We start from the raw sequence: 14,168 nt of genomic DNA on the forward strand, positions 1-14,168 counted from the left end.
CCTCTTCTTATTCTATTTTTTTCATATTTATTATAACATAAAAAAACACAGAATACTATATAATTATTCTTTTATATTCCTATAAAATATGTATTTATTATGAAAACTCCTAAAGTAAGTACTATTAAAGCCACAATAAATCTGATCAGATAGCTAGTTCGTTTATTATCAGATGTAAGTTTCAAATTTTCAGCTTCATCATTTAAAGTATCTTCAATTTCTGTATCTGAGTTATCTGAAAGATTGTATGCAATATTATTTTCTTCACAAAAGCCTATAAAAATATTAATCGCTTCTTTTTCATTTTCTAGTATTTTTTTAATATTATGAACTGTTTTCATCCCAACAGTTTTATTTTTGTATATTTTTACATAATTTAATTCTTTCATTACTTCATTATATTTTAAATATTTATCATATTTTTGTTTTTCTTCATTATTATTAATCATGTTCTCAATTTGATTGTACAATTTGTTTTTGGCAGAAGAAATATCATTATGAAGATTTGTCAGCTTTTTTCTTTCTTTAATTATAATATTATTATTTAAAGTTTCAAATTTTAAATTTTGAGAATTCAAAAAGCTATAAATATCTTTATTATTCAATATTTTTAATGATTTTTCTATCACTTCAAAGTCAGCTCTCTTTTTAATAATATCAAGATAATCATTGTATATTGTTTTATCGTACAATTCAAAATTGGGATTTTCCATAATTCTTTCCCTTACAATTTTCTCACTTCTCTTCGTTTCTCTTGAAATTTTTTTTATAATATCATCTGTAAAGACTTTAATACTTCCTTCTCCCATTTTTAAAGCATTATCTACAGGAGTAATAGCATCTTTTATTAATTCTTTTCTTATATTATTATCTCCTAACATTTCTTTTTTTATGGTATCATATGAATTAATATATCTTATAAAGTCTTCCTTATTAAGAGCACGAACTTTTCTTCTTTCCCATTCAACTTTTTTTTCTTCTATCTTTTGTTTTATTTTTTCTTCATTTTCCTCAGCATCAGGATAAAAATCCAATCCCAATACCACATACCAATTATCTTTTATTTCTTTTGACACTGTATATTCTCCTTTAAGTTTTTATTCATCTAAATTTAGCAAAGTCGCTTTAAATAAAAATTTACTCAAATTCCATAATATCAATTCAGACATTATAAAACTTGAGTATTTTATAAAAATAATTTTTTATATCAATGTTATGCCTTGAACTTTGTTTTTTATTCTCTCTAGTTCTTGTTTCGACATAATTCCTTTTGTATTCATCTCAACTTTTACTTCCTTATTACTAGTTTTGTCAAGCCCTTTTACCTCAAGGATTCCTTCCTTAGTTAATTTTAAAGTTATTTCTATTGGAGAACCTTTCGGAAGATTTTTAGGTAATTCCAAGGTTACCTTCCCTAGTTTTAAATTTTCTTCCAGTTCAAAATACTCCTCCATACTGTCATTTTCATATATTGTTATATCTACTGTTTCCTGATTTGGAAGATAAGTTCCGAAAACTTTTGAAACCTCTAAGAAACCATTATTCATAAGCTGATTTTTTATAATCATATTATAACCAATTTGTCTTCCATTTACAATAGGATTTAAAGCAAAACTTTTTGTTGTTGTCATAACAACTTCTCTTGCTTTTCCTCCTAAACTCATTATTTCTGGAGAGAAACTCAATTTTTCTTTGTAGTCTTTCGCATTTAATTCTTTTATATCTCCATCAATATTTACTTTTATATTTTCTTCAGATTCAAAATCCTTTTCTGAAAGATTTTTTTGATTATTTACATAAACGTTTACAGCATGAATTGCTGCACCTTTAGCTACAGCTTCGTCAGGTTCAAGGAAATGTACTTTTTCCTTTCCAAATTTTGCCTCTAAAGTTTCCTTTACTTGTGGCATCCTTGTCGAACCACCGACCAAAAGAACCTCATCAATTTGGTATCCCTTATTTTTAGATATTTCAAGTACAGTTTCCACTTTATTCATTGTTTCTCTAAGATATATTGATGTCATTCTATCAAAATCTTCTCTCGTTACTGATAATTTTTCCTGTTTTGCATCGCCTTCTAATATTCCGCTTGCCTTAGTGGTTGCAGTTAGTCTTTTTTTTAATTTTTCAGCCATTTCTCTTAATCTTTGATCCAAATATTCATCAGGTTCAACTTCATAGCCAACTTTTTGACTAAACTGATTAATTAAATAAGACATTAATGTTTCATCCCAATTTTTACCACCTAAGTCGTGATCTCCATCAGAACATACAACTTCTATCTTATCAGCACTTATTCTCATAACTGTAACGTCAAATGTCCCACCACCAAGATCATATACTAAAACTGTTTTTTCATCATGTTTTCTTGTACAGCCATAATATATCGCCGCAGCTGTTGGTTCGCTTATAATTTCTAATACGTTTAATCCAGCAATTTTACCAGCATTTTTAGTGGCTGTACGTTCTGCTGTTCCAAAATATGCAGGACAAGTTATCACAACATCTTTTACTTCAACTCCAAGCTGCTCCGAAGCATCTCTTGCAAGTTTTTTTAAAATATATGATGAAATTTCTTCTGGCATTTTGGGCTCACCATTGTAATCAAGCATACTAATTTCTTTACCCATATAAGATTTTACCAATAATACGGTTGTTTCTGGTTTTATACTCGATTCCTCTTTCGCATCGCTTCCTACGATTACGGTATCATCTTCAAAAGCTACTACAGAAGGGGTTATGTTTTCGCCTTCTAAGTTTTTGATTACTTCTGCTCTCCCTGTTTCATCTACACGAGCTATGCAAGAATATGTCGTTCCTAGATCAATTCCAAATACATATTTTGACATTTTTATTCTTCCTTTCATTTAATTGTTTTTATAAACATATACTTCTACTTTTTCTGGAAAGATAATTTTATTTTTTTCTGTATAAATATATCCATTCGTTAAAATATTACAAATTTTTCCATGTAATTTTTCATCTGATGTTTTTATTTGTTTTACTATACGTTGTTTCTTTACCTTGTAATCATCTTTTTCTTTTTTAGTTTCGTAAATTTCTATATTATTATTTTCTAAAATAGTTTCAATTTCTTCCACATAACTTTCAAGCATTTCAACTTTTTTTTCATCAGTTTCTTTGGAAGAATGTTTTACAGCTCTTCTCATCCTTTCCCTCATATTTATCAAATCCATTATAAGAGGTTTTATAAGCTGAAAATAAAGATCATCTTTATAGTCTTGAAGTTCCTTGTGCAATTTGTCGACTATATTTTTTTCAAAATCTATATTTAAGATTTTTTGAGAAACCGTATCATTCATAACATCCATTTTTTCATTAAGTTCCTGAATCTCTTCAAATACACTTTTTTCTTCAGCATCCAATTTTACTGCTTCATTTTTTAAAGCTGGATGAAATATTTTTGATACGCCCCTTTTCTTAATTTTTTCTGCTTCCATAATCATTGTCCTTTCATGTATCCTTAATTTCTTACCAAATTATATTTAATATTAAATATGTTTTTAATACATTTAGACAATTTATTGTATTATAGCATATTTATCACTAAATTTCACTAACTTTTTCTGTGCAATTTAAAATTCTTCTTTTATTTCCCTATAAGCCCTATTTTTATCCTTTACTATAACTTTCCCGCTTGTCTCAATTATTTTAAAACTTTCTGGATCTGCACCTTTAATTTCCTGATTCCCACGATATACCTTGTTCTTATCCTTTGCATAACCAAACATTAACTGTACAAATGACGAAGTATCAGCACCTTCTACTTTTGAAAAAATATTATTTGGAGTTAATTTATCCAATTTAGACATGTCAAAATAATAAACTTCGTTTTTGTCCTGAAAATAACCCTCAAATTTAGATCCATACGAATAATCAGCATTGGAATCTTTAAAAGAAGTTGCGTCAAAATTTAAAGGGACTATTTCGTATGCTTCTTTACCAGTTCTAGTTTTCAAGGCATAAACTTTATCTTTAGTTTTAAAAAAAGAAATAATATCTTCACCATTTTTAAAGTTACTATCCACAAACTCTAATCCAACTGGACTTATACCTTTCATTTTATTTCCATAATAATAAACATTGTTTTTGTCTTTTGAAAATTCATCATTCAAAACCTCAAAACTGTTTCTATCTGCATCTGCTATTTTTTTCAAGCCCATTTTATACAATTCATTTTCATAATACACATTATTTTTATCACGGAAATAATTTTCCGAATAACTAAATATTTCAAAAGTTTTAGAATCTACTTTAGGACTTTTTACAACGGCTGTTTTTACACTTTTTAGCTCGCCAGTTTCTTCATCAAATACGTCAATAAGTTTGTATATATTCTTATTGTCATTTAAAAAATTAAGTGGTATATTTCGTCTATTAACCAGCCTTATAACTTTAAAGCCATTTGGGCTTATATCATTTAGTTTTCTTCCTGCATAATAAACATTTTTTTTATCGTATGAAAAATCTTCATCTTCTACAATAGTAAAACTATTTTTATCTACATCCTGTAACTGCACAACATTATACCCTGCATAATAAACATTATTTTTATCTTTTGAATATCTGGTATCTTTCTCTATTACTTCAAAAGTATCTTTATCAGCATTTTTTACAACCTTGAAATATCCATGCTTTTCATCTGACGTTACTGCATATACATTTTCATCATCTTTTCCATAAAGAATACGTTTATCATCTGAAACTTTTATTGGCTCAAATTTTTCAGGATTTTTTATATTCGCTTTTTCTCCCAAATAGTAGATTTCATTTCCATTTTTAATCAAATCACTATCCAAAACTTTAAAATCTTTTTCATTTATTTTCCCAAGATTTTTAACATCTCCAAAGTAATAATACAGGTTATTCTTATCTCTGGCATAATTTGTTTCAGAAATTCTTCTAAAAGTTTGAGGGTCTGCACCTTTTATAATGTCTACTGTCGCATACACATTTTTATCATCCTTTGAATACATTCCATCCGAAATTATTTTAAATGTTTTTGGATTTGCACCTTCAATTTTTTCTCCTGAATAATAGACTGAATTCTTATCTTTTGCATAACTATGGTCTCCTTCCAGAACCACAAACGAATTTACATCTGCATTTAAAATTTTATCTGAGCCATAGAACACATTTTTATCATCTTTTGAATAAAAATAACCCAAAGCTTTTATTGTTTTTGGATTTGCTCCATTTATTTTGTGAATCCATTCATTAATTGGCCTATAAACATTATTTTTATCTTTTGAATAATAGTTTGGCAGCACTTCAAAAGTTTTACTGTCCACATCTTCATACGATTTATTTCCTGAAAAATAAACACTTTTATCATCTTTTGCATATCTATCATTCAATATTTTAAATGTATTTAAATCGACATTTTTTACTTTAATCCCTATATCGTCTTCTTTAGAATACTTATAATAAATTTCATTATTTCTTTTCACATATTCCGCCATTCCCAAATTAGCTAAAATAAATACCCCTAATACAACTTTAAAAAATTTACTTTTCATAAAAATCCCTCCAGCCAAATTTTTTTTAAATAATTTAATATTTTTTATTATTCTTCTTTCTTTTAAAGATAAGAATTCCATTTGCGATAGCTGATATTAATAAAATAACATCACACAAATTATCTAAATTCTTTAAATCCATTATATAATAATAACTTGCTATTCGAATAAAAATACGCATACAGCTCCCAACTATTGCTGATAAATAATTTATTCGTTTTAATTCATTTCCCCTGTTTTCTTTATTTAATTTTATAATTATTAGTATTGATAATAATATTAAAATTATATCACATGCTAAATATAATTCTCGTGTAAATAAATATATTATCTTATAAGTAATACTTATAGCTAAGTCATATAGCTGGAATTTATCACCAAATATAACTCCAACATTAAGTAACAAAAAAGCAGTCTTTGTCAAAATCACTGGAATAATTTGAATAAAACTTGAAGCAAATAATCCTATATAAAATATTCTATCATTATTATTTTTTTGACTTGAGCTAGTCATGTCATTGGAATCAACTGAATATTTTGTCTCTTCTTTGTTAAAGGAAGCCATATCGTTTGAACTAGCTGATGAATAATCTGTTTTACTTGTATTATAGTCAGCTGTGTCAGTTTTGTCATTTGATGTTTGTGGCTCTTCATCTATAGATTTATTCAGATCATCGTCAAAATTTCCTGATAAATACATATTTAATTTTTCAATTCTTAATGCTGTTTTAGGATGAGTTGCCATAAGGTTTGCTACAAAGCCTGTTGGCTTTTCAGTTTCTCCCTGCAATTCTACCAAAGCGTCTCTTAACTCCCTTCCATACCCCAAATTATACGCAAATTTATCTGCTGCAAATTCATGATTTCTGCTTGAATGACTTACTAAAATTATTCCTAATTTTGTATATAGTCCAATTATCGCCACATAAATCATATCAAGACCTGCTGCCAAGACAAATCCTTTTAAAGCTCCACCTTTTTTTCTTTGTCGTCTTCCATAAGCATCATACGTTTCATATGTGCTGTTTGATTCAGAAAAACTTATCATAAGAAAACTTATTATAAAAAGTATGACTCTAAGAATAAGGAACATCAACGAAGCAAGTAAATTTCCTACATATATAAACAACGCAATATCTGTATCTTTATTTGACAAATGTGCAAACTCATGAGCAAAAATACCTTTTATTTCAGCATCATCCAGATGCAACAGTCCGTTTGTTACACAAACTGTATTTCTTCCAAGTGCAAAGGCATTTGGATAGGGCTGGTCTACCATGTACAGTTTAATGTTCTGTGACAAATTCGGATCTTTTAACTTAGCCTTTTCATAAATTTCATTAAACAATGGTGTCAATCGGTTAAGAATGGATGAATCAGCAATTTCTCTACATCCGTTCATTGACCTAAAAATTGCCTCACCTATTGGAGATAATGCCAACGCTACAGAAATCGCATATACAATAACTCCTCGAATTATGGCTACTAATGCCTCAGAACCATTTGTGACTCCTTTAGTTGTTGGAAAAAAACTAATTATTATATATAAGTTTATTACCATCCATACAATTATCCCAATATTTTTTAACTTAAATACTTTTTTAAGAAAATCAATAAAATACATTCTAATCTCTCCTAACTTAGTTATTTGTTTTATTATTCAGTTACAATCAAAAATTAATAATTTTAATATTTTTCATTATCAACACAATAAATTAAATTTATTGGTAAAATTAAATTCCACAGCTCTAATCTCCTTTCTTAAATAATTTTTTACAAAATTTTCTACTTATAATAACATAATTTTATTTCTGTATTTTTATAAAGTAATTATAATATATATTTTAGAATTTGTCAACAATTTTATTTAAAATAATAAATTATTTTTAAATTTTTATACTTTTATTTCTTATATAATACGCATAATTTAAATTATTCAAAATTTTAAAGAAATAATTAGAGTTATATAAAACTTAACTCTAAATAACTTTGAATAAAAAAAGATATCTTAGTTAGAAATTACAATAGTAACTACTAATAACGAAAATATCTTAAAAATTAAATATATAATTTTTTTTAATTCAAACCTTACATCAGTTATAATTATATGTTAATTCATTATCTTTTGATTTATCAGAATAATTTTTGAAATATCAACTAAGTACTTTTTTAAAAAACTATGATATTCTGTATTTTCAGTAATATTTCCTATCATTCTATAAATTAAAAAGATTCATTATTCTATCTTTTTAAATTTTCCTTGTACTGCCTGATAATCATACATTTTCCAGTCCTTACCTGTTGTTTTAAGATTTGGACTAAATCCCATGAACCACATTGTACCACCTAGATAGTATCTATAATTAAATCTTTCAGTGTCAGGATCCCTGTCAGCTGTAAATCCTCCATCTTTGTATCCTGGAATATATTCCCTGTTTGGAGAATCTGCATTTGTTTTGTATCTTTCCCTAATCTTCGCAAAAATTTCTTTCTTGTCTATATCATATATCCCTGAAGTCTTAGGGGAAGAGGAAAAATTATTCATAAAGTATTCATGCTTAATGTTTGCGACCTTCTTATTATTGATTGTCGCATTTACAGGCTCAAAATCCCTAAAAAACACTTTACCTATTTTAAGATTTTTCATTGACATGTACTTCTGTTTTTCTGCCTCATTTTTTACATAAAGGTTATTTATTGTGATATTTCCAGAAAAACTTATATCCCCTGAATCAATTCCAAAATGATTTATTGTCATGTTTCCATTAAGGCTCACTTTTCCTCCATCAGCAATTAAACTTTGGATATTCCTATTTCCATTGATTTCCAGTGTTGCGTTTTTGAATACTCTTAGTTCACTATCAGAGTTTCCATTAAGGATAAACTTCCCTTGAAGAATCTGAGTTACTTCCCTGTATCTCAAATTTGCATTAAGCTCTAATATTCCATTTCCAGCCTTTCTTAATCCTGCTCTTGTTTCCATGTCATCTTCGTCATAGTAGAAGTTCTTTTCATTAGGTACATATCTTGCAATATTTATCCCTTCAACAACAGAAGCATAACTCATTGCACTTGCCATTCTTCCATCAGGGCGCTCCCCTGTAAGAGCCGTGTCGAATATATCATATCCACTAGGTTTATCCTCAAATCCCGGAAATATGTCGTTGCTCCATTTCCACTTTGCTCCTTGCGGAACTTCAGCCCAAAAAAATTTAGTTCCATCTTTTGCCATTACTTTATCGTACATCCCTGTAAAAAATTTTTCTTCCTCAATAAGTCCTGCATTAAGCATAGAAGGACCATTCAATGCCTTAGTTTCATTAAGCGTACCCCACCCTATGAAACTCGATAATCTGTCTTCTGTTCTGTTTGCTGTCGTAAGTATCAGCTGTTTGATTTGATGATAGCTCATCCCTGGAAACTTCTCCTGTATCTTAGCTGCAAGTCCTGCAATCTTTGGAGCTGCAAAGGAAGTTCCATTTGTTACCCTATTTCCATTCCATACCTGTCCATTGGCAACCACAGTATGCGCTCTTGACAACAGGGGCAGTGAAGCAATATCGGTCTTTTCGGATGAAAGCACACATTCATTCTTTGCGTATCCATGTTCCACCATTTTGGCAAGCTTTCCATTTCTCAATTTTTTTTCTTTGTCCAAAAAATCCAAGGTAGTTTCTCCTGAGCTTTGAGTGGTAACATTTTTCCAGCTGTTCTTGTAGTTGCCCCCCTGTTCCCATCCTCTACCCCATCCTCCGCAAATCTCCTGAATAACATGTATGCTTTCAGCCCTCATGAGTTTCTGAGCCTCTATTCCATATCCGCTTGATACTGCCGTGTAATTATCAATATTCACAAGACCTGATTTTGTTCCTGATGTATTTTTCTGTAGTTTCACGGTATTTATTGGAGTTTCATTTTCCATGGCTTGTATAAACAAGTTTCCGTTTTCAGTATAATCTTCATCAAGCATTCTTCTGCCTGTCATTGGCAATGCAGACATCTCGTTTATCACATTTCCGTAATATGGAGCTTGCGAGGTCAAATGCCCGCTATAGTTGTTAGTAATCGCCAATGAGCTTTGTGCAATCCCATAAGGCATTACAGCCTGATTTTCCCCCTGCAATGAACTTGTATAAAGTCTTTCGTAATTTTGTGACCCCCAATCATTTCCTACCATCATTATGAATGCACGGAACATTGATGAAAGATGATTATCACTGCTTTTATCCTTTTTTACCTTTTGAAACTCCTCGTTTTCTGCCCCTGGAAAGTACCATACTTTTGGAAAAGGAATTCCTGCCAGCTTCCTCACATTATCCAAGTCTATTGTTCCATCAAAAAGTCCAATATAGTCATTTATTCCAGACTTTCTTGCCTCATTCTTTTTATATACTATATAATCATCTTTATTCCGAGTATATGTTTCACTGTTAACATATCTTAACTCACTCGCTCCATAGACAATAACTGAAATTAAATTTAACGTTATTATTAGTTTTTTCATGTTTTTTCTCCTTTCATGTCCTTTATTCCTGTTTTTTTGATTTATCTTGTTTGGAATTTATTAAATATTGATAAATAAATCTCTAAGTTCTTTTGTACACTTAGAGATTTCTAAAAGACATAAATCTGATGTTTTTGTTAAATTTTGCAATTTATAATCTTAAACTATAAGCTGCTAAACATAGTCATTAACGCTTCTTAAAATTATAATTATCTGCTTAACGCTAGTTTCTTTTTTAAAAAATAAGTTTTCATAACATTTATACTTTTCCTAAATTACAACAATTTTAATTTATTTTTACTACTTGAACAAGAAACAGTATAACAATGATGAATAAAATTTAATTTGCTGTATTTTATTATACAATCTATCTGATACTAAATCTCATTAAAAAAATAGAAATTATATTTTATGATAAATCTAACAATATTTAATGAGAGATAGTATAAATTTTAGTAATTTATTACCCAAATTTTTATAAATTAACTAGTCTTTCCAATCACTTCTGCTAGGATACGAGTATTTATGTGAAAATATGAGATTGCTCTTACCATCATTAATATCGATAAAAAAATAACCAGCATCATTTGTAGATTTTACTGTGGCTTCTACCACATGAATCTCTGAACCATCTTTAAAAAAAACATAGGGATAATTTTGTTTGACAATTTTGTCGTAAGTATTTTTATTTATACCAGGCACTACAATAAATGTACCTTGATAATTAAATTTTTTTCCATTATTGTAACAATTTCTAAACGGAAATACTGTGCCAGTTCCAATTTCACCTATAGATGTAAACATATTTAATTCAGATACAGGTTGTGTACAATAAGCATTCTTTGTTATAAAAGCATACTCTCTTCCAAAAACAAAACTTGAGATAATCAAACTCCCTAATAAAATCAATTTTTTCATAAATTAATCTTCCTTTCTATATTTTATTTTTTATTTCTTTTAAAACGAAACACCAAGTCCTACACCAACGTGTGAGTTCTTATCCTTCGTATCATATCCACCATTTACTGTGAAATTAAAGTTTCCTGCTTCAAATCCTACTTTTACGTCGCTCTTGAAGTTTCCTCGTCTTTCGTATTTTGCACCTTTTAAGTTGATTTTAGTGCTTGTGTTCGCAAATTTAGCTTCGTTTGCCTTGCTTTCAACTTTTCCTAGTTCATGTTCATAGTCAAGTCCTAAAGATGCCTTGAACTTAGTATTTTCTGTGATTGGAGCGGAATATCCAACTTCAACTCCTGCAGATGGTTTTACAGAATAGTAATTGCTTCCTTTAACTTCCATATTTAAAGTTCCATCTTTTTCCTTAATTTTTGAAAATTTACCATAACCAAGTTTTAGACCAGCGTAAGGTTTAACTGTAACATTTTCTCCAACTTGGAAAGTTTTTCCTAATTCGTTCTTAATTGCAAATCCGTAAGCATTGTAGTTAGCCTTGTTTTCATAAACATTATTTCCGATTACAAATCTTCTCTTCATATCGTTTTTAGAAACAAATCCGTCTCCGCTTAAAGTCCACTCAAGATTATTCAAGTCAAATGTCTTGTAAGCACCTAATTTAAACATTGTTACATTTTCTTTTGATTTTCCGCTGTCTTTAAATTTGAAGTTGTTAATAACTGTTCCGGCATAAATTCCCTGTTTTGCATCAGCATTATTGAATAAGTATGAAATTCCGTAAGCTGAACTGTTTGAATCTGCTAATTCTGGCGTTCTTGCCTCATGTTTATCCCTGTTAAAGAAAGTAGAAACATGATGTCCAGATTTATCAGCATTTTCTTTCTGTAAATCAGAAAGCTTTCTGTCTAAAATATTATCAGTCTGTGCAATTCTCTGCTGAACATTGATATATTGATTTCCGTTAATTTCACGGTAAGTTCTTGCTAATGCTTTTCTGTCGCTCAATGTATTTAAGTAGTTGAATACTTGCTTATCTTTTGAATCTGCCCTAGTTCCAGTATATTTCTCATCCAGTCCATTAGCTACTTCTGTAGAAGTTTCACTATCTGCAAATTTTGCATAGGATTGTTTTTTCAAAGTAACTTTTTCTACTTTGTTATTTTTAATTTCAGAATCAGCTTCCCAAACTAAAGAACCTGTTTTTACATTCCAGTTCGCAATATTGCTTGATTGAATAGATTTGTTAAATGGATCAAGCACATCATTTCCAACTGTCACTTCTGTTGCATTAGTTTTTTCAGTTGCTTCAGCACCAATTAGTAAATCAGCATTTTTTAATCCTAAGTTAGAAAGTCCTTCAATTGGTTTTGTTCTTCCTAGAGTATCTACATAAACTCCTAAGTCACTATCTACTGGCTTTACTCTATTTGATAAAACTTTTACAGTATATGTATTGTCAGTACGGCTTCTCACAGCTCCGCCACTAACTTCAATATTTCCATAATTTTTAACTACACCACCAGCGATAACAATTCCAGCACCACCAGCAGAATCAATATGAATCGTTCCATTATTTGTAAATTCTGAATTTTTTCCAACAACTACACCAATTGCATTTTTTGGAGAGCCAACAGTAGTTATAGTTCCGTTGTTAGTTCCTGCTGCACCATCTCCCAGATACATTCCAACTCCACCATCTTTAGTAATTTTGATAATTCCTCCAGCATCATTTAGTACAGTGCTCTTGGATCCAGCCATACCAACAGAGTTTTTCCCAATTTCAATAATCCCTTTATTTATTAAAACCGCATTTTTATTATCGCTGTACATTCCCATGCTCGGATTCTTCTTTTCAAATGAATCGCCTATTTTAATTACGCCTAAGTTACCATACCGTTCATCATTGATTGCATTATAATTAGCATCTCCACCAGCATATATTCCAATTGATTTATCTCCATTTAAATTTATATTTCCATAATTTCTAATTACATCAACAACCCAAATAGGAGATGAAGAATCTTTTTTTTGATTACGAACATTTGCACTTATTCCAATAACATTATTAGAACTGCTTTCAATCTTTCCAAGATAATCATTAAGAACACTGCCATTATAATCAATCCAACGTTTTTCATAATAAATACCCGTAGAACCTTCTCCCAGTTTGATAAGACCATCATTTTCTATTTCACCTGCTGAATTTCCTAAAATATCATTATCTATTGAATAAATACCGATAGAATTTGTATTTACAGAAATCTTCGCGTCAGGGTAATTAGTAAAACCTGCACGTGTATTGTAAACTCCAACAGTATTATTTCCTTTTAATTCAATCATACCTTGATTCGAATTAATAAGCGTCCATCCTCCCCCATCAAATGACTCTGTACTTTTAATACCAATTTGATTATCCTTAGTTCCAGCAACTTTAATATCTTTCCAAACATAAGTATTTGTATTTGTAAAATCTATTTGATTGTATAAATCATTAGAATCATCCAAATTTACATCTTGATCTATAAAAAGTTTAGAATTATCAAATTTAAATATTTTATATCCTGTTCCATTAATTGTAGGTCTTGAATTTAAAGGCACTGCAGATAAAGGATTTTGAACATTAGCTTGAGATAATTTAATGCTTGCATCTTTAAATACAAATAAATATGAGTTAGGTTCCATATTAATTGTCAATTTATTAGCATTCTTTACATATTCAGTCAAATATTTTCTCATAGCTTGTTGAGGAGTATCAACAAAATTTGTATAATTTTCATAAGCTCCTCCTATAGAAAAACTAAATGCCGCTCCACCAGCTTTTACATTCATTGTTGTTGACCTAACTACAGTAAGTGGCGTTGAAGAATTTCCCCTTAATTCAAACCCAATTTGACGATTTCCAACATCATAACGAGTTCTAGTTGTATTTCGAGCACTTGGATCCCATTTTTCTCCAGCAACAGCATATTTAAAAATATCTGCATTATTAGCAAGTTTACTTAAATCTGTTTTTGAAAATCTCGGAAGATTACTTATTGTTGCCGCTGGATTTGTTGAGGGTGATGGTGTCACAGGAGCAGTAGGAGTTGCTGCTGATGTACCACTTCCTGAATCACCGCTTTTACCTGCTTCTCCACAACTTACAATAGCAATTAACGAAAATATCGCTAGCATTAATTTTTTTGTTTTATTCATATTCGATCTCTCCT

The 14,168-nt window shown here is 29.5% G+C and carries 8 protein-coding genes; all 8 read right to left on the minus strand.

The window, feature by feature from the left end:
* Positions 1–71: 71 nt before the first annotated feature.
* A complete protein-coding gene (locus LEBU_RS05110) occupies positions 72–1,076 on the minus strand; it encodes a hypothetical protein (RefSeq protein WP_015769271.1) in 1,005 nt (334 codons plus the stop codon).
* Between the two features lie 126 nt (positions 1,077–1,202).
* Positions 1,203–2,849 carry an Hsp70 family protein gene (locus LEBU_RS05115; RefSeq protein WP_015769272.1) on the minus strand — a complete coding sequence of 549 codons (1,647 nt, stop codon included), beginning with the start codon at positions 2,847–2,849 and terminating at the stop codon, positions 1,203–1,205.
* A gap of 18 nt (positions 2,850–2,867) precedes the next feature.
* Entirely contained in the window at positions 2,868–3,461 is a 594-nt protein-coding gene (gene grpE, locus LEBU_RS05120) for a nucleotide exchange factor GrpE (protein ID WP_015769273.1), read from the minus strand.
* Between the two features lie 135 nt (positions 3,462–3,596).
* Complete coding sequence (locus LEBU_RS05125; protein ID WP_015769274.1) at positions 3,597–5,540, minus strand: DKNYY domain-containing protein; 1,944 nt, start codon at positions 5,538–5,540, stop codon at positions 3,597–3,599.
* A gap of 34 nt (positions 5,541–5,574) precedes the next feature.
* Positions 5,575–7,164: a zinc metalloprotease HtpX gene (locus LEBU_RS05130; RefSeq protein WP_015769275.1), complete on the minus strand. Its 1,590-nt coding sequence runs from the start codon at positions 7,162–7,164 to the stop codon at positions 5,575–5,577.
* Between the two features lie 612 nt (positions 7,165–7,776).
* Positions 7,777–10,044 (minus strand): S8 family serine peptidase, encoded by a 2,268-nt coding sequence (locus LEBU_RS05135; protein ID WP_015769276.1) that lies wholly within the window; start codon positions 10,042–10,044, stop codon positions 7,777–7,779.
* Between the two features lie 486 nt (positions 10,045–10,530).
* On the minus strand, positions 10,531–10,962 hold the full coding sequence (locus LEBU_RS05140) for a hypothetical protein (protein WP_015769277.1): 432 nt from the start codon (positions 10,960–10,962) through the stop codon (positions 10,531–10,533).
* Positions 10,963–11,001: 39 nt separating this feature from the next.
* Positions 11,002–14,154, minus strand: coding sequence for an autotransporter outer membrane beta-barrel domain-containing protein (locus LEBU_RS05145; protein ID WP_015769278.1), 3,153 nt, complete (start codon positions 14,152–14,154; stop codon positions 11,002–11,004).
* Positions 14,155–14,168 lie beyond the last annotated feature (14 nt).

Source organism: Leptotrichia buccalis C-1013-b (assembly GCF_000023905.1).
GTDB lineage: Bacteria > Fusobacteriota > Fusobacteriia > Fusobacteriales > Leptotrichiaceae > Leptotrichia > Leptotrichia buccalis.

Coding starts and splice junctions, on each gene's coding strand:
- LEBU_RS05115 (WP_015769272.1), bottom strand. CDS start 2,849: ATGTCAAAATATGTATTTGGAATTGATCTAGGAACGACATATTCTTGC.
- grpE (WP_015769273.1), bottom strand. CDS start 3,461: ATGGAAGCAGAAAAAATTAAGAAAAGGGGCGTATCAAAAATATTTCAT.
- LEBU_RS05125 (WP_015769274.1), bottom strand. CDS start 5,540: ATGAAAAGTAAATTTTTTAAAGTTGTATTAGGGGTATTTATTTTAGCT.
- LEBU_RS05130 (WP_015769275.1), bottom strand. CDS start 7,164: ATGTATTTTATTGATTTTCTTAAAAAAGTATTTAAGTTAAAAAATATT.
- LEBU_RS05135 (WP_015769276.1), bottom strand. CDS start 10,044: ATGAAAAAACTAATAATAACGTTAAATTTAATTTCAGTTATTGTCTAT.
- LEBU_RS05140 (WP_015769277.1), bottom strand. CDS start 10,962: ATGAAAAAATTGATTTTATTAGGGAGTTTGATTATCTCAAGTTTTGTT.
- LEBU_RS05145 (WP_015769278.1), bottom strand. CDS start 14,154: ATGAATAAAACAAAAAAATTAATGCTAGCGATATTTTCGTTAATTGCT.